This window comes from Pseudomonas sp. IPO3778, from assembly GCF_013386825.1.
Classification (GTDB): Bacteria; Pseudomonadota; Gammaproteobacteria; order Pseudomonadales; family Pseudomonadaceae; genus Aquipseudomonas.
Map to the genome: position 1 here is coordinate 117441 of NZ_JACARC010000038.1, position 19132 is coordinate 136572.

Annotated in this window: 16 protein-coding genes; 5 read left to right on the plus strand and 11 right to left on the minus strand. The window is 61.5% G+C overall.

Annotated features, from left to right (window positions below):
* Positions 1-27 precede the first annotated feature (27 nt).
* The 3 genes from HX855_RS20420 to pmbA all read right to left on the minus strand — a co-directional run bounded on the left by HX855_RS20420 (position 28) and on the right by pmbA (position 3289).
* Positions 28-1404, minus strand: a complete 1377-nt coding sequence (locus HX855_RS20420; protein WP_177084250.1) for a lyase family protein — start codon at positions 1402-1404, stop codon at positions 28-30.
* On the minus strand, positions 1397-1792 hold the full coding sequence (locus tag HX855_RS20425) for a FagA protein (protein ID WP_177084251.1): 396 nt from the start codon (positions 1790-1792) through the stop codon (positions 1397-1399). Before HX855_RS20425 ends, HX855_RS20420 begins: the two co-directional genes overlap by 8 nt.
* 150 nt (positions 1793-1942) lie before the next feature.
* A complete protein-coding gene (pmbA, locus tag HX855_RS20430; protein ID WP_177084253.1) occupies positions 1943-3289 on the minus strand; it encodes a metalloprotease PmbA in 1347 nt (448 codons plus the stop codon).
* 108 nt (positions 3290-3397) lie between these two features.
* Here pmbA and yjgA point away from each other — a divergent pair, with 108 nt between their 5' ends.
* Entirely contained in the window at positions 3398-3919 is a 522-nt protein-coding gene (gene yjgA / locus HX855_RS20435) for a ribosome biogenesis factor YjgA (RefSeq protein ID WP_003216092.1), read from the plus strand.
* Positions 3920-3964: 45 nt separating this feature from the next.
* Here yjgA and tldD read toward each other — a convergent pair whose 3' ends face one another.
* The 8 genes from tldD to mreB form a co-directional block, all read right to left on the minus strand.
* The gene (gene tldD / locus HX855_RS20440; RefSeq protein WP_010170608.1) at positions 3965-5407 is read right to left on the minus strand and encodes a metalloprotease TldD; all 1443 of its coding nucleotides are present in this window, start codon (positions 5405-5407) and stop codon (positions 3965-3967) included.
* Between the two features lie 16 nt (positions 5408-5423).
* Positions 5424-6272, minus strand: coding sequence for a carbon-nitrogen hydrolase family protein (locus HX855_RS20445; protein WP_177084254.1), 849 nt, complete (start codon positions 6270-6272; stop codon positions 5424-5426).
* 63 nt (positions 6273-6335) lie between these two features.
* The gene (locus HX855_RS20450) at positions 6336-10151 is read right to left on the minus strand and encodes a YhdP family protein (protein WP_177084255.1); all 3816 of its coding nucleotides are present in this window, start codon (positions 10149-10151) and stop codon (positions 6336-6338) included.
* Positions 10152-10227: 76 nt separating this feature from the next.
* A complete protein-coding gene (gene rng / locus HX855_RS20455; RefSeq protein WP_003216085.1) occupies positions 10228-11685 on the minus strand; it encodes a ribonuclease G in 1458 nt (485 codons plus the stop codon).
* Between the two features lie 70 nt (positions 11686-11755).
* The gene (locus HX855_RS20460; RefSeq protein ID WP_177084256.1) at positions 11756-12352 is read right to left on the minus strand and encodes a nucleoside triphosphate pyrophosphatase; all 597 of its coding nucleotides are present in this window, start codon (positions 12350-12352) and stop codon (positions 11756-11758) included.
* 50 nt (positions 12353-12402) lie between these two features.
* Positions 12403-12891, minus strand: a complete 489-nt coding sequence (mreD, locus tag HX855_RS20465; RefSeq protein WP_177084257.1) for a rod shape-determining protein MreD — start codon at positions 12889-12891, stop codon at positions 12403-12405.
* A complete protein-coding gene (mreC, locus tag HX855_RS20470) occupies positions 12891-14000 on the minus strand; it encodes a rod shape-determining protein MreC (protein ID WP_177084419.1) in 1110 nt (369 codons plus the stop codon). The genes mreD and mreC overlap by 1 nt, the downstream gene beginning before the upstream one ends.
* A gap of 140 nt (positions 14001-14140) precedes the next feature.
* The gene (gene mreB / locus HX855_RS20475) at positions 14141-15178 is read right to left on the minus strand and encodes a rod shape-determining protein MreB (RefSeq protein ID WP_002555108.1); all 1038 of its coding nucleotides are present in this window, start codon (positions 15176-15178) and stop codon (positions 14141-14143) included.
* A 210-nt stretch (positions 15179-15388) separates the two neighbouring features.
* On the opposite strand from mreB, the gene gatC reads away from it, so the two are divergent.
* The 4 genes from gatC (at position 15389) to HX855_RS20495 (ending at position 19128) form a co-directional block, all read left to right on the plus strand.
* The gene (gatC, locus tag HX855_RS20480; protein ID WP_032860102.1) at positions 15389-15676 is read left to right on the plus strand and encodes an Asp-tRNA(Asn)/Glu-tRNA(Gln) amidotransferase subunit GatC; all 288 of its coding nucleotides are present in this window, start codon (positions 15389-15391) and stop codon (positions 15674-15676) included.
* Between the two features lie 16 nt (positions 15677-15692).
* The gene (gene gatA / locus HX855_RS20485) at positions 15693-17144 is read left to right on the plus strand and encodes an Asp-tRNA(Asn)/Glu-tRNA(Gln) amidotransferase subunit GatA (protein WP_177084258.1); all 1452 of its coding nucleotides are present in this window, start codon (positions 15693-15695) and stop codon (positions 17142-17144) included.
* Positions 17145-17154: 10 nt separating this feature from the next.
* Entirely contained in the window at positions 17155-18600 is a 1446-nt protein-coding gene (gene gatB, locus HX855_RS20490; RefSeq protein WP_177084259.1) for an Asp-tRNA(Asn)/Glu-tRNA(Gln) amidotransferase subunit GatB, read from the plus strand.
* 156 nt (positions 18601-18756) lie between these two features.
* Positions 18757-19128 carry a septal ring lytic transglycosylase RlpA family protein gene (locus HX855_RS20495; RefSeq protein WP_177084260.1) on the plus strand — a complete coding sequence of 124 codons (372 nt, stop codon included), beginning with the start codon at positions 18757-18759 and terminating at the stop codon, positions 19126-19128.
* Positions 19129-19132: the final 4 nt, after the last annotated feature.

Genomic DNA, 19132 nt, shown 5'->3' on the forward strand with positions numbered 1-19132 from the left:
GGTGAGCCTCCAAAGCAGGGTCGGTGATTACACGCCGCCGGCCGTGAGCTTTTCCGGATCCAGCAGGATTTCCAGTTGGCTGCGGGGCAAGTCGGTGTGTTCGAGCGCCACATCAATCACCGGGCGGCCCTGCTGATAGGCTTTCTTGGCGATTTCGGCGGCCTTTTGGTAACCGATGATCGGGTTGAGGGCGGTCACCAGGATCGGGTTGCGCGACAGCGCCTCCTTGAGCTTGGCGTCGTTGACCTTGAAGCTGGCGATGGCCTTGTCTGCCAGCAAGCGGCTGGAGTTGGCCAATAACTCCAGGCTGCTGAGCAGGTTCTGGGCGATGATCGGCAGCATCACGTTGAGTTCGAAATTGCCGGACTGGCCGGCGATGGTGATCACCGAGTCGTTACCGATGACTTGTGCCGCCACCATCGCCGTGGCTTCCGGGATCACCGGGTTGACCTTGCCCGGCATGATCGAGGAGCCCGGTTGCAGGCCCTCCAGTTCGATTTCACCGAGACCGGCCAACGGGCCGGAGTTCATCCAGCGCAGGTCGTTGGCGATTTTCATCAAGGACACCGCGGTGGTCTTGAGCTGCCCGGAGACCGCGACGGCCGTGTCCTGTGAGCCGATCAGCGCAAACAGGTTCTTGCCGGGCGTGAACTGGACCTGGGTCAGGCTGCTGAGTTGCTGACTGAAGCGCGCCGCAAACTCCGGATGGGCATTGATCCCGGTACCGACGGCGGTGCCGCCCTGGGCCAGCGCCTGCAAGCTCGGCAGCAAGTCTTGCAGGTGGCCGATGTTGGCCTTGAGCTGCTGGGCCCAACCATTGAGCACCTGGCTCATGCGCACCGGCATGGCGTCCATCAGGTGCGTGCGGCCGGTCTTGACGAAGCGGTGCACGTCCTCGGCCTTGTGCTCGATCACTTGCACCAGGTGCAGCAACGCCGGCAGGGTTTGTTCGTGCAGCACCAGTGCCGCGCTAACGTGAATGGTGGTCGGGATGATGTCGTTACTGCTCTGGCCGCAGTTGACGTGATCGTTGGGGTTCACCGGCTCGCCCAGCAAGCGGCTGGCGAGGGTCGCAATCACTTCGTTGGCGTTCATGTTGGAGCTGGTGCCGGAACCGGTCTGAAAGATATCCACCGGGAAGTGCTGCATGAAATCGCCTTCCAGCAAGCCTTGGGCGGCATCGACGATGGCCTTGCCCTGGGATACGCTCAGTTGTTTCAGTTCAACGTTGGCCTTGGCGGCGGCTGCCTTGGCCAGGATCAGGGCGCGGATGAATTGCGCCGGCATACGTTGATGGCTGATGGGAAAGTTGTTCACCGCTCGCTGGGTTTGCGCACCATACAAAGCCTCGGCAGGTACTTGCAGTTCGCCCATGCTATCGCGTTCGATACGGGTGTTACTCATCGGAAGATCCTTGCACCAGGTCAGAGTGAGAAATCGATGGAAGCAATTCGCAGGTCGCCAATTGCCAGGCAAAGGTCTGCCAGCGCTTGAGGCGGCAGGCACAGTGGGACAGTTTTTCCAGGTCGCGCAATGGGCGCCAGGCCTGCCCCAGGCACATGGACCGCCAATGCCAGGGCAAGGCGATGTCGGAGGCGGTGTCGAGCAGCAGGCGGAATGAGGTTTCGCCAATGGTCCACGGATGGGTCGCGGTGCAACAGGCGAGGTACCGGCCTTCGGCCAGGTAATGTTCGATCAGGCGAGGCTCGTCGGGATCAAGGCCGCAACGAATCTGACGACTCATCCAACGCCAGCTTTCCAGGTAAGGATCCTCATGCAGGACAGAACTCATGATCCACGCTCATTCGGTAATGATATTTATTATTAAATGATATTGAGAATCAAAACAAGAGCCTGAGTGAATCACTCGGAATTCCAGGCACAAAAAAAGGCGCGCCACCCCATTGGGTGGCGCGCCTTTTTTATAGCGACTGTTGGCGGGTTAGCTGCCGGCGACGGTCATCTTCTCGATCAACACCGAACCGGTGCGGATGTTGCTGCGCAGCTCCAGGTCATTACCCACCGCGACAATCTGCTTGAACATGTCGCGCATGTTGCCGGCGATGGTCACTTCCTGCACAGCGAACTGGATCTCGCCGTTCTCGACCCAGAAACCCGCCGCGCCACGGGAGTAGTCGCCCGTGACCATGTTCAGGCCATGGCCCATCAACTCGGTGACCAACAAGCCCCGCCCCATGCGCCGCAGCAGCGCCGCCTGGTCTTCATCACCGTGGGTCACGAACAGGTTGTGCACGCCACCGGAGTTGGCGGTGCTGGGCAGGCCGAGCTTGCGGCCAGCGTAAGTGCCCAGCACGTAGGACACCAACTCACCGTTCTCGACGAACGGCTTGGCATAGGTGGCCAGGCCATCACCGTCAAACGACGAACTGCCCATGGCACGCATCAGGTGCGGACGCTCATCGATGGTCAGCCACTCCGGAAACAGCTTCTGGCCGATCGCCCCTTCCAGGAACGACGACTTGCGATACAGGTTGCCGCCGGAAATCGCCCCGAGGAAGCTGCCGAACAACCCCCCGGCCAGTTCCGCCGAAAACAGCACCGGCACTTCGCACGTCGGCACCGGGCGCGCGCCCAGGCGGCTGGCGGCCCGTTGCGCGGCACGCTGGCCGATGAGCACAGGGTCCATCAGCAAATCGCCCTGGCGGTTCACGTCGTACCAGTAATCACGCTGCATCTGGCCGTTGGCTTCGGCAATCATCACGCAGCTCAGGCTGTGACGCGTGGAGGCATACCCACCGATAAAGCCGTGGCTGTTGCCATACACGCGGCAACCCTGATGGGTGCTCAAGGTCGTGCCATCGGCGTTCTTGATCCGGCTGTCAGCGTCAAACGCCGCCGCTTCACAGGTCAGCGCCTGCTCAATGGCCTGCTCCGGGGTAATGTCCCAGGCATGAAACAGGTCAAAATCTTTCAAGTCCCGAGCCATCAAGGCTGCATCGGCCAGGCCCGAGCTTTCATCTTCAGAGGTGTGCTTGGCAATCGCCAGCGCCGCGGCGACGGTTTCGCGAATCGCTTCCGGGCCGCTGGCGGAGGTGCTGGCCGAGCCTTTGCGCTGGCCCACGTACAAGGTGATACCAAACCCCTGGTCGCGGTTGAATTCGACGGTTTCCACTTCACGCTGGCGCACCGAAGTCGACAACCCCTGCTCCAGGGACACCGCCACTTCACAGGCACTGGCCCCCTGGCGCTTGGCCTCGGCAATGATCTGCTCGACTTGTTCCTGCAGTGCCGGTAACGCTTGCGGACCGACGCTTTGGGCTGCACTCATGGTTTTCTCCACTCAAATTCTGCTTTCGGTTAAGGCCTTCTAGCGACCGGGCCGGACAAGCGGCCCCCGACTGGTTATCATGGCGGCGTTTCTTTGCGGACTGCCACCATGGTTGATTCTTACGACGACTCCCTCGATGGGGAGAAAAGCAAATCTCAGGTCAAACGCGAGCTGCATGCTCTGGTTGACCTCGGCGAGCGCCTTACAACACTCAAGCCTGACTTGTGTGCAAAACTGCCATTGACCGACGCCCTGCGCCGGGCTCTGAACGATGCGCCCAAGCACACCGCGAATATCGCGCGTAAACGGCACCTTATGTTTATCGGCAAACTGATGCGCGACCAGGACACGGACGCCATTCTGACGTTGCTCGATCAACTCGATGCCTCCACTCGCCAGTACAACGAGCGCTTCCACAACCTGGAACGCTGGCGTGATCGCCTGATCGCAGGCGACGACGCGGTACTGGAGAAGTTCGTCATCGAATACCCGGATGCCGATCGCCAACAATTGCGCTCCCTGATCCGTCAGGCCCAGCACGAACTGGCGCAAAGCAAGCCACCGGCCTCCAGCCGAAAAATCTTCAAATACATCCGTGAGCTGGACGATAGTCAACGCGGCCTGCGCTGACCCTCTTCCCCGGGTGGCGGCCTTCGCCACCCGAAGCTCCCGTTCTTACGACCCCGTGCCACCCACGGTGATCGCATCAATTTTCAAGGTTGGCTGGCCGACACCCACCGGCACCGACTGCCCGTCTTTCCCACACGTCCCTACACCGCTGTCCAGCGACAGGTCGTTACCGACCATCGATACCTTGCTCATGGCTTCCGGGCCGTTGCCAATCAACGTTGCACCCTTGACCGGCGCAGTGATCTTGCCGTCTTCGATCAAGTACGCCTCACTGGTGGAGAACACGAACTTGCCGCTGGTGATGTCCACCTGCCCACCACCGAGGTTGGCGCAGTAGATACCGCGCTTCACCGAGGCGATGATTTCAGCCGGGTCGCTTTCGCCACCGAGCATGTAGGTGTTGGTCATGCGCGGCATCGGCAGGTGCGCGTAGGATTCGCGACGACCGTTACCGGTGCGGGCCACGCCCATCAGGCGGGCGTTAAGTTTGTCTTGCATGTAGCCCTTGAGCACACCGTTTTCGATCAGGGTGGTGCACTCGGTCGGCGTGCCTTCGTCATCGACGCTCAACGAGCCGCGACGCCCGGCCAGGGTACCGTCATCGACGATGGTGCAGAGCTTGGACGCAACCATCTCGCCCATGCGTCCGCTGTAGGCGGAACTGCCCTTGCGGTTGAAGTCGCCTTCCAGGCCGTGGCCCACCGCTTCATGCAGCAGCACGCCGGACCAGCCCGAACCCAGCACCACCGGCAACGTACCGGCCGGTGCCGGAATGGCTTCCAGGTTGACCAGAGCCTGGCGCAGCGCCTCACGGGCATACCCCATGGCACGGTCTTCAGTGAGGAAATAACGGTAGTCGGTCCGCCCGCCGCCGCCATGGCCACCGCGCTCGCGGCGGCCGTTCTGCTCGACGATCACGCTGACATTGAAACGCACCAGTGGCCGCACATCCGCCGCCAGGCCGCCATCGGTGGAGGCCACGAGAATGCGCTCCCACACCCCGGCCATGCTCACGGTGACTTGCTGGATACGCGGGTCCAGGGCACGGGTGGCCGCGTCGACACGCTTGAGCAACTCAACCTTTTCGGCGCGGCTGATGACTTCCAGCGGGTTATCCGGGGCGTACAACTGGGCCACGTCCTGGGTGCTGAACGCTTGCACCGTGCCGTTTTGGCCGGCACGGGAGATCGAGCGGGCAGCGCGAGCCGCCAGGCCCAGGGCTTCAAGGGTGATGGCATTGCTGTAGGCAAAGCCGGTTTTTTCACCGGACTGCGCACGCACGCCCACGCCTTGGTCGAGGTTGAAACTGCCTTCCTTGACGATCCCGTCTTCCAGGGCCCAGGACTCGGAAATCTGCCCCTGAAAGTACAGGTCGGCAGCGTCGATGCCTGGCCCGGCCAGATCGCCGAGGACCGTTTGCAAGCTTTCGATGGTCACGCCACCGGGCGCCAGGAGGTGTTCACTGACTGAGGACAACAACTCGCTCATAGGTTTGGCCTTAAATTCATCGTTCTGAAGCAGGTCGCTGTGCGCCCTGCGAGAAAAAGCGCCGGTGGCCCGCCACCGGCATGCGCGTCCGTATCGACGCCTGTTCACTGCTATCGCGTTCGGCCAGCAACACCGCCTCGCCTTGATCCTGTTGTGCCAGCGCTCGCCCCCACGGGTCGATAATTGCGGCATGCCCGAAGGTTTCCCGGGGGCCCGGATGCACGCCACCCTGGGCGGCCGCCAGCAGGTAACACTGGGTCTCGATGGCCCGGGCACGAATCAGCACGTCCCAGTGCGCGGCGCCCGTCACCGCCGTAAAGGCCGAGGGCGCGGTGATCAATTCAGCACCCGCAGCGCGCAATTCGCTGTACAGCTCCGGGAAGCGCAAGTCGTAGCACACCGTCAGCCCGAGGCGCCCCACCGGCGTATCCGCCACCACCACCTGGCTACCATGAGCATAGTCATCGGATTCGCGATAACGGCCCCGGGCATCCGCCACGTCCACATCGAACAGGTGCAGCTTGTCGTAGCGGGCGACGACTTCGCCCTGATCATCGATCAACAACGAGCAGGCATTGGACTTGGCGTTCGGTTGATCCTTGGGAGGCAACGGTAAAGTGCCGGCCACTATCCATAAGGTGAGGTCGCGGGCGGTCTGTTTCAACCATGGCAGGATCGGACCTTCGCCCAAGGCCTCGGCGCGACCGATATCGGCCACATCGCGACGGCCCATGGCGGCGAAGTTTTCCGGGAGTACGGCGAGCCTGGCACCGCCCGCCGCTGCTTGCTCCAGCAGGCGCCGGGCCTGGGCCAGGTTGGCCAGCACGTCGCTTTGGCTGACCATTTGAATTACCGCAAAGGACATGGGCCCACACTCCAGAAAAGGCACGCACCAAAAAGGGATAGTGCCATGCTACTCCGCGGGCACTCAGTTTGGTTTTTCAAATGGCTTGTCGAAGGTGATTTTCGGGTCTTTCCACGGGCCTTCGACCTTGTACTGCACGCTGGCGAAACGCGAAACACGGTCACCAATGAGCTTGTCGATCAGGAACAACGCACCGCCAATGGCCGGCGCGCCGACAATCAGCGCGGCAATCGGCAAGTTGTTGGTCACCGGCAGTGTCACCAGCAACTTGGCATCGACACGATCAGCCACCAGATCCAGGGTGCCATTGAGCTCGAGGTTGCTCGACGGGCCCGTCATGGTGATCGGCTCGCGGGTCACAAACACGCCATTGCTGGCCGCCAGCAGCCCCTTGACCCGGTCATAGCTCAAGCCTTTGCCGAGCAGGTCCGAGAAGTCCAGGCGCAGCCGGCGGCCGATGGAGTTGAAGTTCAGCAAGCCAAACACCCGCAGGGCCTGGGCGCCGCCGTCCACTTCGACGAATTGGCCTTTGCGGAAGCTGGCGTCCAGGCTGCCGGAGAAGCGTTTTGGGCCCACCCAGGCCGGCGAACCCGGCCAGCGGCCGTCCACGTCCACGTGAAACTCTTCACTAGTCACGCTCGGCGCAAAACCCCAGCCCTTGAGCACGTCCGCAATGTTCTTGCCATCCAGACGCCCCTTGTACCAACTGCTGCTGGAACCCGGCACGCCCTCCCAACCGCCGGCGCCCTGGAGCAACATGCCCTTGAGGCCCAGATTGAGGCTGTTGAATGCCATGCCTTTGGTGGTCGGCCGAACTTTCAACGACCAGGCACCTATCAGGTCCGGGCCCTGGAACAACTGGTCAATCGCGATATCCAGCGCCGGGATGTCCTTGGGATCAACATCAGCCAACGGGTCCGGCGCATTTTCATCCGCCTGCACCGTCGGATCCACCGCAGGCAACTTCACGTACTGCAAATTGATCGCAATCGGCGCGCCCTTGGCGTCCGGCAGCCCGACAGTGCCTTTGGCTTGCTGACTGTCAAACTGCAAGCCCCAGGCGGCGGGTTTGCGATCCAGTTGCAGGTTGACCTGATCAAACTGGGTGCCGAAGCCGGTCAGTTTGCCAACCTTGAAGTCGGCCTCGCTCAACAGCTGCTTGGCACTGCCACCCGGGTCATTGCCCGCGTAGCGGTCCACGAGTTTTTTCCACGGGTCGATATCCAGTTCCGACAACACGCCGCGGATACGCAAGCCCTTGCTGGCCGGCAACACGGCATCGCCATCACCCAGGAACAACTCACCACGGCCATCGGCAAAATTGTCCGACGGGGCCGCGAAGGTGAAACTGCCCAACTCACCATAATCGAACCAGTAGCGGCGTTCATTGCCTTGCAGCGTCATGCGGAACACGCTGTCGCGGCCCTGGCTGGCCGGCATGCCGAACGGTGCCGGCAGGTCCACCGCCACGCCCTTGAGGCTGGAACTGACCATCAACTGGCTGTCGGCGCCGTCGAGGTTGAGCTGCAATTGGTAGGGGATATCGCCAGACACCGGCAACGGCTGGCTGACCTTAAGCCAGTCAGTCAGCCGCTTGACGGTGACCTGCCCTTTCGCCGTGACGCGGGTATTGAGGTTGCCTTGCTTGCCATCGGCGAAAATCTGCGCCGTGACAGGACGGTCGAACGCCTGGGCGCTGATGTTCTGGCCACTCAGGCCCTTGGCGCTGTCGAAGCGGAAGTCTCCCTTGAGCTGGCTCAGGTCCAGCGTCGGCTCAGCCAGCTGCAGGCGCGCCTTGTCGGTCTTGAAGTCGACCACGATCTTGGGATCGGCACCCTTGGCCAGGGGAATATCCAGGTCCAGCTTGCCTTGCAGGTCGCCCTCGCCTTTCCAGCCGGCGAAGGTCGAGGCAGTGCCGATCGGCGCTTCCTGAAGGATCTTCAGGCCATCACCCAGACCGCCGGCAAAGTTGCCAGTCAGCAGCAAGTGACTGTCCTTGCCTTCGGGGGCATGGGGAATGTTGACGTAGATGTCATTGACCTTGGTGTCGAGCAACTGGCCTTTGCTGGCCAGGATGCGCACGCCACTCTCTTCGACAAACACTTCACCCTTGACCTTGCTCACATGCGGCCAGCCCGGTTGAAACGCCAGTTCCGCGTCATGGACCTTGAAGAACAGGCTGATATTGCGCGAGGCAGGCAGTGCGTCGTGGTTCAGCGACCCTTGGTACTGGAAGAAACCCTGGTCCACCGCGCCTTTGAGAATGGCAGTGCGCAGCCATTCGTCGAGGGCCGGGCTCAAAACGGCCGGCAGGTATTTGGGGGTGAAACGGCCATCGCCATCGACCATACCGACCCGCAGGTCCATGTAGTCTTCCTGGCTATGGTCGAAGTGCAGGCGAATCAGGAAGTCGGCCGCCACCTTGCCCTCTTCCCCCAGCACCTTGATGTACGGCGCAATCAGGGTGAAGCCTTCTTTATCCAGCTTCCACGTCAGGCGGGCGTTGGCCTGGATGTACTGCCAGGGCTTGGCGAAAATCGGAAACAGGTGCAAGGAGAAGTCCTTGCTGTCCATGCGCAACTCGCCTTTGCCCAGGTCACCGCTGATGCTGCCGCTGACATTGCGGGCCGCCGGGGCACCGAAGTAGGCGTCAAAACCGATGCGGTCGAGGTTGGCTGCGAAGCTCACGCGCTGGTCAGTGGTGTCTTGGGGACGGTAATCCAGCAAGACATTACGCAGCGTGCCGGTGGCCTTCAGATGATCCAGGGTGGTGGCCAGGGCTTCCGGCAACGGAACCAGGGCATGCAGCAACGGCGTAATCGGCGTCAGGTCGAGGCGATCCGCCTGCAGGTTCCAGACTTCCTGGGCCTTGTCGGTGGCCAGGGTTTGCTGCAATTGCACGCGCGATTCCCAGCGGGTGTCACCAAGTTTCATCGCCAGCGAGTCAAACAGCACCTTGAGGCCGCTGTCACTGCGCTGCAGGTACGCAGTCAGCGCCAGGTTCTCAATGTGAGTCGGCTTGCGGTCGGCGTAGCTGCCCTTGAGCTGCGGGGCATTGAGGCGCACCGCAGCGCTTTGCACGGTGCCCTTGGCCCAGGTCATCCAGAACTCGCCGCCGGCCTTGAGCTCGGTGAGCTTCCATTGCTGGGTCAGTTTCGCCGGGATCCATTTTGCCCAGTCACTCTGGGGCACGCTCAGGTAGGCCTGGACTTCGCCGTCCCTCCACTGGCTGGCCTGGACTCGCGTGCGCAGGTTCAACGCCAGGGGTTGGCCGTCGGGCAGGGTCAAGCGCGCGTCCAGGCGTTGGCGGCTGGCGCCGGTCTGCAGGCTCAAGCCGACATAGGTCAAGGTCAGCGGCGCCTGGTCGAACGGCTGCAGCGTTACCTGGCTGTCGAGCAAGGAGACTTGCCCGACCATTTGCAGGCGCGTCAGCAGCTGTTCGGGGTCCAGTGGCTGGTCATCCTGCACCGGCAGGCCTTGCAGCGCCCAGTGGCCGTCCTTGTCTTCCTTTACGCTGACTTGCAGGCCACTGACTTCCAGGTGGGCAATGCGCACTTCGCGCGCCAGCAGGCTGGCCCAGATATCCGGCACCACTTGTACCTGGTCCAGGCGCAGGGCGCTGTTGCCCTCGCCGACCATCACATCGTGAGCCATCAGCACCGGCGCAAAGCCACTCCAGCGCCCTTCCAGGCTGCCGATGCTCAGGGGCATGTCCAGTGCCGTGCGGGCCCTGGCTTCGATTTCGCCCCGGTATTCCGCGACCAGCGGGGTCAATTCACGGCCAAGGCTCACGTACACCGCGGCCAATACCAGCAGCAACGCGCACAGGCCCAGGCCCCAGCGGGTCAATGCGGCAAAAAAGCGTATCAGACGCTCCATGTCAGGCGACCCTCAAAAGCAATAGTCGGACGGCAGATCAAGGTCTGCCGGTCTCGTTGATAAGAACTAACGCGAATCAGAGCAGCACCACGTCATATTGTTCCTGGGAATACATGGTTTCGACCTGGAAGCGAATGGTGCGCCCGATAAAACCCTCCAGCTCGGCCACATTGCCGGACTCTTCATCCAGCAACCGGTCGACCACCTTCTGGTTGGCCAGGACTCTATAGCCCTCGGCCTGGTAGGCGCGTGCCTCCCGCAGGATTTCCCGGAAAATCTCGTAGCAAACCGTTTCCGGGGTCTTCAACTTACCGCGGCCCTGGCAACTGCTGCACGGCTCGCACAGTACTTGCTCCAGGCTTTCGCGGGTACGCTTGCGCGTCATCTGCACCAGGCCCAACTCGGTAATGCCGATGATGTTGGTCTTGGCGTGGTCACGCTCCAGTTGCTTCTCCAGCGTACGCAGCACCTGGCGCTGATGCTCTTCGTCTTCCATGTCGATGAAGTCGATGATGATGATCCCGCCCAGGTTGCGCAGGCGAAGCTGGCGCGCAATCGCAGTGGCCGCTTCGAGGTTGGTCTTGAAGATGGTTTCTTCGAGGTTGCGATGCCCCACAAAGGCGCCGGTGTTGACGTCAATGGTGCTCATGGCTTCCGCCGGGTCCACCACCAGGTAGCCGCCGGACTTGAGTGGCACTTTACGCTCGAGGGCTTTCTGGATTTCGTCTTCAACACCGTACAGGTCGAAGATCGGCCGCTCGCCCGGGTAATGCTCAAGGCGGTCGGCGATTTCCGGCATCAACTCGGCAACAAATTGCGTGGTGCGCTGGAAGGTTTCCCGCGAGTCGATGCGAATTTTCTCGATCTTGGGGCTGACCAGGTCGCGCAAGGTGCGCAGGGCCAGGCCGAGGTCTTCGTAGATCACGCTGGGTGCGCCAATGGTCTTGATCTGGGCGCCGATCTGGTCCCACAAGCGGCGCAGGTAGCGGATGTCCATGAGGATTTCATCGGCCCCGGCGCCTTCTGCAGCGGTACGCAGGATAAATCCGCCGGCCTCTTTGATGCCTTCCAGCGCCACGCAATCGCTCACCACCTTTTTCAGGCGCTCGCGCTCGGCTTCGTCTTCGATTTTCAGGGAGATGCCCACGTGGGCCGTGCGCGGCATGTAAACCAGGTAGCGCGAAGGAATCGACAGTTGGGTGGTCAGCCGCGCGCCCTTGGAGCCAATCGGGTCCTTGGTGACTTGCACCACCAGGCTTTGCCCTTCGTGCACCAGGGCGCTGATGCTTTCAACCGCCGGGCCTTCGCGCAGGGAGATTTCCGAAGCATGGATAAACGCGGCGCGGTCCAGGCCGATGTCGACGAACGCCGCCTGCATCCCCGGCAACACACGCACCACCTTGCCTTTATAGATATTGCCGACGATCCCGCGTTTTTGCGTGCGCTCGACGTGCACTTCTTGCAGAACACCGTTCTCTACCACCGCCACGCGCGATTCCATCGGCGTGATATTGATCAGAATCTCTTCACTCATGGCTGGGTCTCGTTCAGGCGTTTTCACAATAGTGACCGATCGCTTAAGGCTTGGCGCTGGAATACGGCGTTTAGCGCACGGTAAGGTTTTGCCAACAGGGTATGCCGAATTGGCCCAACAGTTCCGCGGTTTCGCAGACCGGCAAGCCAACGACGGCGGAGTAGCTGCCATTGAGTCCGGCGACAAACACCGCCGCCAGGCCTTGGATAGCATAGCCGCCCGCTTTGTCCTGGGGCTCGCCGCTGTGCCAATAAGTGGTGGCTTCATCCGCTGAAATCTTGCGAAACCGCACGCGACTGGTGACCAGCCGCGTTTCGCAACGCTGGCCGTCAATCAGGGCGATGGCGGTAAGAACCTCGTGTTCACGATCAGAAAGGGCCAGCAACATGGCCTGGGCATCGGCTTGATCCACCGGTTTGCCGAGGATCTGGCCGTCGAGGATGACGGCGGTGTCGGCACCCAGCACGCAGGTGCCAGCCGCATCGGCCAGGGCAGCGCGACCGGCCGCAGCCTTGCCACGCGCCAGGCGCTCTACGTAGGACGCGGGCGATTCATTCGTAAGGGGAGTTTCATCAATCGCGGCGCTGACGACGGTAAACGGCACACCGATCTTTGTCAGCAGTTCACGCCGCCTCGGGGAGCCCGAGGCCAGATAAAGCGAATTCATTCAGACTCTCCCTGTGGGGTTTGATAACCAGGCAGAGCCTCGCGATCCATTCAATTGATTTTATAGCGACGACGTAATCCACGCAGGCCAAAACTGATCCAGGGCCACAACAGCGCACTGACCAGTGCCGGCAACACCAGCGCCAGGGTCGGTTGGCGATTGCCGGTCAGGGCACTGAGCCACAGCTGTACCAACTGCGCCAGGCCGAAGATCACCAGGATCACCAGGCACTGCTGCCACATCGGAAACATGCGCAAGCGTTGCTGCAATGACAACACCAGGAACGTAATCAGGGTCAGGATCAGCGCGTTCTGGCCGAGTAACGTGCCGTAGAGCACGTCCTCCATCAGCCCGAGGCACATGGCGGTGACCATCCCGACCTTGTGCGGCAGCGCCAGGGCCCAGAACGCCAACAGCAAGGCAAGCCACAGCGGACGCAGGATCTCCATGAATTGCGGCAACGGCGAAACGCTGAGCAGCAAGCCGATGGCGAAGGTCAACCAGACGATCCAGCCGTTACGCGGATGAGTACCGGCCATTATTCTTCCCTCTGCCGAGTGGTTGCCGGGGCCGCTGCCGGTGGCTTGGTGGCGGCAGGCGGTTTGGTAGCGGCAGGTGTTGCAGCCGCAGGCTTGGCCGGGCGCGTGCTATGGGCGACGGGTTTGGCCGGAGTGGCAACAGGTGCGGCTGGCGTTGCAGGAACCGGCGCCGGGGCGGCGGGTGCAGCGGGTTTTGGCACAGTTGCCGGAATGATCGGCGTGGCGCCGTTTTGCTTGTCTTCTGCTTCCTGGGCCTGGGCGGCGGCGTTAACGCGCTCTTCCGCGGTGCGGTTGTCGCTGAACACCAGCAGCAGGTAGCGGCTGCGGTTCAATGCGGCGGTCGGCACTGCACGCACGATAGCGAACGGCTGGCCGGAATCGTGGATCACTTCCTTGACCGTGGCCACTGGGTAACCTGCCGGAAAACGCTGACCCAGGCCGGAACTGACCAGCAGGTCGCCTTCCTTGATGTCAGCGGTGTCCGCGACGTGACGCAACTCAAGGCGCTCCGGGTTGCCCGTACCGCTGGCAATCGCCCGCAGGCCGTTGCGGTTAACTTGCACCGGAATACTGTGGGTAGTGTCGGTCAGCAACAGGACGCGGGACGTGTAGGGCATCAACTCCACCACCTGGCCCATCAGGCCACGGGCATCGAGCACCGGCTGGCCAAGGACCACACCGTCGCGCTCACCCTTGTTGATGATGATGCGATGGGTGAAGGGATTCGGGTCCATGCCGATCAATTCGGCCACCTCGACCTTTTCGTTGACCAACGCGGAAGAATTGAGCAACTCGCGCAGCCGAACGTTCTGCTCGGTGAGGGCCGCGAGCTTTTGCATGCGTCCCTGCAGCAGCAGGTTTTCGGTCTTGAGTTTTTCGTTCTCGGCCACCAGCTCGGTACGGCTGCCAAACTGGCTGGCCACACCTTGGTAGAGACGTTGCGGCAGGTCAGTGATCCAGTAACTCTGCATCAGGACCAGCGACATCTGGCTACGCACTGGCTTGAGCAGTGTGAAGCGGGCATCGACCACCATCAGCGCAACCGATAGCACGACCAGCACCAGCAGGCGCACGCCCAATGAGGGGCCTTTGGAGAAAAGCGGTTTAATAAGCCGCTCCTCCCGGGCAAATGTTTTCTTTATTCATACGGCATCAAACCGGCCTGGATGCAGATTGAAGAAGATAAACGCCAACAGGCAGCACTGCAAAGTGCTGCCTGCGAGCGAAGCATGGGCCAACCAGCAACATCTTATTCGCTGGAGAGCAGGTCCATGGTGTGTTTATCCATCATTTCCAGTGCACGGCCACCACCACGGGCGACGCAGGTCAGCGGGTCTTCAGCGACGATCACTGGCAGGCCGGTTTCCTGGGCCAGCAACTTGTCGAGGTCGCGCAGCAAGGCGCCACCACCGGTCAGTACCAGGCCACGCTCGGCGATATCGGAAGCCAGTTCCGGAGGCGATTGCTCCAGAGCGCTCTTCACAGCCTGAACGATAGTAGCCAGGGACTCTTGCAGAGCTTCCAGCACTTCATTGGAGTTCAGGGTGAAGGCACGTGGAACGCCTTCGGCCAGGTTGCGACCGCGAACATCCACTTCGCGAACTTCGCCGCCCGGGTAAGCGGTACCGATTTCCTGCTTGATGCGCTCGGCGGTGGATTCACCGATCAGGCTGCCGTAGTTACGACGCACGTAGGTGATGATCGCTTCGTCGAAGCGGTCGCCGCCAACCCGTACGGATTCGGCATACACCACACCATTAAGGGAGATCAGGGCGATTTCAGTGGTACCACCACCGATATCCACCACCATCGAACCGCGCGCTTCTTCAACCGGCAGGCCGGCACCGATCGCAGCGGCCATTGGCTCTTCGATCAGGAACACTTCACGGGCACCGGCACCAAGGGCCGATTCACGGATGGCACGACGCTCCACCTGGGTGGATTTGCACGGAACGCAGATCAGCACACGAGGGCTGGGCTGCAGGAAGCTGTTTTCGTGAACCTTGTTGATAAAGTACTGCAGCATCTTCTCGCAGACGCTGAAGTCGGCAATCACGCCATCCTTCATCGGACGAATGGCAGCGATGTTGCCCGGTGTTCGGCCAAGCATGCGCTTGGCCTCGGTGCCAACGGCAACGACACTTTTCTGATTACCATGGGTCCGAATGGCCACAACCGATGGCTCATTCAGGACGATACCGCGCTCGCGCACGTAAATAAGGGTGTTGGCAGTGCCCAGGTCGATGGAAAGATCGCTGGAAAACATGCCACGCAGTTTCTTGAACATGGGAAAGGGACCCTAGGCAACGCGTGGGTAAAAAAGTGCGGCAAACTCTAACAACGACAGGGATTTTGGGCAAGGCGCCAATGTGCTAAATTGGCCGACTTTCTGTGCACCAACCCCCACAATCGCGGCCATATGACCGTAGAAATGCGGTAGTGTTCCTACAATCTAACACACGGATAGCTTCCGTTCTGTTTTCCACTGGAGAATCCCATGGCGCTTGAACGCTCCGACGTGGAAAAAATCGCTCATTTGGCCTGCCTGGGCCTCAATGAAGCCGATCTTCCACAGACCACCGCAGCCCTGAACAGCATTCTCGGGCTGGTCGACCAAATGCAAGCCGTGAATACCGACGGCATCGAGCCCCTGGCTCACCCGCTGGAAGCCAGCCAGCGCCTGCGCGCCGACGTCGTGACCGAGCGCAATCACCGCGAGGCTTACCAGTCCATCGCGCCAGCGGTCGAAAACGGCCTGTACCTGGTTCCGAAAGTCATCGACTAAAGGGAAAGAGCCTGCAATGCATCAATTGACTCTGGCCGAGATCGCCCGCGGTCTCGCCGACAAAAAGTTTTCTTCCGAAGAGCTGACCAAAACCCTGCTGGCGCGTATCGCCGAGCTGGACCCACAGGTCAACAGCTTCATCAGCATCACCGAAGAACTGGCCCTGAGCCAGGCCAAGGCCGCCGACGCACGTCGCGCCAACGGTGAGAACGGCGCCCTGTTGGGTGCGCCGATTGCCCACAAAGACCTGTTCTGCACCCAGGGCATCCGCACCAGCTGCGGCTCGAAGATGCTCGACAATTTCAAGGCGCCCTACGATGCCACCGTGGTGGCCAAGCTGGCCGCTGCCGGGGCCGTGACCCTGGGCAAGACCAACATGGACGAATTCGCCATGGGGTCGGCCAACGAATCGAGCCACTATGGCCCGGTGAAAAACCCGTGGAACCTTGAGCACGTGCCCGGCGGTTCGTCCGGCGGTTCGGCGGCCGCGGTTGCCGCTCGTCTGTTACCGGCGGCCACGGCCACCGACACCGGCGGTTCGATTCGCCAACCGGCTGCATTCACCAACCTCACCGGTTTGAAACCGACCTACGGTCGCGTTTCCCGCTGGGGCATGATTGCCTACGCGTCCAGCCTCGACCAGGGCGGCCCTCTGGCCCGCACGGCCGAGGACTGCGCAATATTGTTACAAGGTATGGCAGGCTTCGATCCGCAGGACTCCACCAGCATCGATGAGCCCGTGCCGGACTACAGCGCCAGCCTGAACACCTCGATCAAAGGCCTGCGCATTGGCGTGCCCAAAGAGTATTTCAGCGCCGGCCTCGATCCGCGCATTGCCGAACTGGTGCACAACAGCGTCAAGGCGCTGGAAAAGCTCGGCGCCGTGATCAAGGAAATCAGCCTGCCGAACAACCAGCACGCGATTCCTGCCTACTACGTGATCGCCCCGGCAGAAGCGTCCTCCAACCTGTCGCGTTTCGACGGCGTGCGTTTCGGCTACCGCTGCGAAAACCCGAAAGACCTCACCGACCTTTATAAGCGCTCCCGTGGCGAAGGTTTCGGCGTGGAAGTACAACGCCGGATCATGGTCGGTGCCTACGCCCTGTCGGCCGGTTACTACGACGCGTACTACCTCAAGGCGCAAAAGATCCGTCGCCTGATCAAGAACGACTTCATGGCAGCCTTTAATGAAGTCGACGTGATCCTCGGCCCAACCACGCCGAACCCGGCCTGGAAGATCGGCGCCAAGACCGGCGACCCGATCGCCGAGTACCTGGAAGACCTGTACACCATCACCGCCAACCTCGCCGGGCTGCCGGGCTTGTCCATGCCTGCTGGTTTCGTCGACGGTTTGCCGGTAGGCGTGCAACTGCTCGCCCCGTATTTCCAGGAAGGCCGCCTGCTTAATGTGGCGCACCAGTACCAGTTGAACACTGACTGGCACACTCGCACCCCTACCGGCTTCTGAGGAGAACACTATGCAATGGGAAGTCGTGATCGGGCTGGAGATTCATACCCAGCTCGCCACCCAATCGAAGATTTTCTCCGGTAGCGCCACCACGTTCGGCTCCGAGCCCAACACCCAGGCCAGCCTCGTAGACCTGGGCATGCCCGGCGTACTGCCGGTGCTGAACCAGGAAGCGGTGCGCATGGCGGTGATGTTCGGCCTGGCGATTGACGCCGAGATCGGCCAGCACAACGTGTTCGCCCGTAAAAACTACTTCTACCCGGACCTGCCCAAGGGTTACCAGATCAGCCAGATGGAATTGCCGATCGTCGGCAAGGGCTACCTGGACATCCCGCTGGAAGACGGCACCATCAAACGTGTCGGCGTGACCCGTGCGCACCTGGAAGAAGATGCCGGCAAAAGCCTGCATGAAGAGTTCAACGGCGCCACCGGCATCGACCTGAACCGCGCCGGCACGCCGCTGCTGGAGATCGTGTCCGAGCCGGACATGCGCAGCGCCAAGGAAGCCGTGGCCTACGTCAAGACGATCCACGCGCTGGTGCGTTACCTCGGCATCTGCGACGGCAACATGGCCGAAGGCTCCCTGCGTTGCGACTGCAACGTGTCGGTGCGGCCAAAAGGCCAGGTCGAGTACGGCACCCGCTGCGAGATCAAGAACGTCAACTCGTTCCGTTTCATCGAGAAGGCGATCAACACCGAAGTGCGCCGCCAGATCGAACTGATCGAAGACGGCGGCAAGGTGATCCAACAGACCCGCCTGTACGACCCGAACAAAGACGAAACCCGCGCCATGCGCAGCAAGGAAGAAGCCAACGACTACCGTTACTTCCCCGACCCGGACCTGTTGCCGGTGGTCATCGAGGACTCGTTCCTGGCTGACGTGCGCGCCACCCTGCCGGAATTGCCGCCGCAAAAACGCGAGCGCTTCCAGGAGCAATTCGGTCTTTCGGTGTATGACGCGAGCGTCCTGGCTTCGAGCCGCGAGCAAGCCAACTACTTCGAAAAAGTCGTGAGCATTGCCGGCGACGCCAAACTGGCGGCCAACTGGGTGATGGTTGAGCTGGGCAGCCTGTTGAACAAACAGGGCCTGGAAATCGACGAAGCACCGGTGTCCGCCGAGCAATTGGGCGGCATGTTGCTGCGCATCAAAGACAACACCATCTCCGGCAAAATCGCCAAGACCGTGTTTGAAGCCATGGCCGCAGGCGAAGGCAGCGCTGACGAGATCATCGAGAAGCGTGGCCTGAAGCAAGTCACCGACAGCGGCGCGATTTCGGCGGTGCTCGACGAGATGCTGGCCGCCAACGCCGAACAGGTTGAACAATACCGCGCGGCCGATGAAGCCAAGCGCGGCAAGATGTTCGGCTTCTTTGTCGGCCAGGCCATGAAAGCCTCCAAAGGCAAGGCCAACCCGCAACAGGTCAACGAACTGCTGAAAAGCAAGCTCGAAGGCTGATCGCGGTCGTCTCACTGCGGGAACCGGCTTGTGTGGGAGCTGGCTTGCCTGCGATAGCATCACCTCGGTGCACCTGAAAGACCGAGGCGCTTGCATCGCGGGCAAGCCCGGCTCCCACATAAGCCGATTTCCACATCACTTTCGGGGACACCTTGAATGAAGCGTCTACTCGGCCTATTGGCCCTGTTCTCACTGCTCACCGGCTGCGCCAGCGGCCTCATCGACCCCAACGGCTACGACGAAACCGGCACCGCCTCCTACTACGGCGCCAAACACCACGGTAAAAGCACCGCCAGCGGTGAACCGTTCAACCAGAATGCCCTGACCGCCGCCCATCGTCGCTTGCCCTTCGGCACGCAGGTGAAGGTCACCAACCTCGACAACAACAAAAGCGTGGTTGTCCGCATCAACGATCGCGGCCCGCACACCCGTGGGCGCCTGATTGACCTTTCACGCAAGGCCGCCGAACAGCTGGGTATGATCAGCAGCGGCACCGCGCGTGTTCGCGTACAAGCCCTCAGCAACTGACCGA

Excerpts from the sequence above, each read along its gene's own strand:
- gatB (WP_177084259.1), top strand. The coding sequence starts at position 17,155 with ATGCAATGGGAAGTCGTGATCGGGCTGGAGATTCATACCCAGCTCGCC.
- pmbA (WP_177084253.1), bottom strand. The coding sequence starts at position 3,289 with ATGAGTGCAGCCCAAAGCGTCGGTCCGCAAGCGTTACCGGCACTGCAG.
- mreD (WP_177084257.1), bottom strand. The coding sequence starts at position 12,891 with ATGGCCGGTACTCATCCGCGTAACGGCTGGATCGTCTGGTTGACCTTC.
- tldD (WP_010170608.1), bottom strand. The coding sequence starts at position 5,407 with ATGAGCGAGTTGTTGTCCTCAGTCAGTGAACACCTCCTGGCGCCCGGT.
- gatA (WP_177084258.1), top strand. The coding sequence starts at position 15,693 with ATGCATCAATTGACTCTGGCCGAGATCGCCCGCGGTCTCGCCGACAAA.
- rng (WP_003216085.1), bottom strand. The coding sequence starts at position 11,685 with ATGAGTGAAGAGATTCTGATCAATATCACGCCGATGGAATCGCGCGTG.
- yjgA (WP_003216092.1), top strand. The coding sequence starts at position 3,398 with ATGGTTGATTCTTACGACGACTCCCTCGATGGGGAGAAAAGCAAATCT.
- mreB (WP_002555108.1), bottom strand. The coding sequence starts at position 15,178 with ATGTTCAAGAAACTGCGTGGCATGTTTTCCAGCGATCTTTCCATCGAC.
- HX855_RS20445 (WP_177084254.1), bottom strand. The coding sequence starts at position 6,272 with ATGTCCTTTGCGGTAATTCAAATGGTCAGCCAAAGCGACGTGCTGGCC.
- gatC (WP_032860102.1), top strand. The coding sequence starts at position 15,389 with ATGGCGCTTGAACGCTCCGACGTGGAAAAAATCGCTCATTTGGCCTGC.
- HX855_RS20450 (WP_177084255.1), bottom strand. The coding sequence starts at position 10,151 with ATGGAGCGTCTGATACGCTTTTTTGCCGCATTGACCCGCTGGGGCCTG.
- HX855_RS20460 (WP_177084256.1), bottom strand. The coding sequence starts at position 12,352 with ATGAATTCGCTTTATCTGGCCTCGGGCTCCCCGAGGCGGCGTGAACTG.
- HX855_RS20420 (WP_177084250.1), bottom strand. The coding sequence starts at position 1,404 with ATGAGTAACACCCGTATCGAACGCGATAGCATGGGCGAACTGCAAGTA.
- HX855_RS20425 (WP_177084251.1), bottom strand. The coding sequence starts at position 1,792 with ATGAGTTCTGTCCTGCATGAGGATCCTTACCTGGAAAGCTGGCGTTGG.
- HX855_RS20495 (WP_177084260.1), top strand. The coding sequence starts at position 18,757 with ATGAAGCGTCTACTCGGCCTATTGGCCCTGTTCTCACTGCTCACCGGC.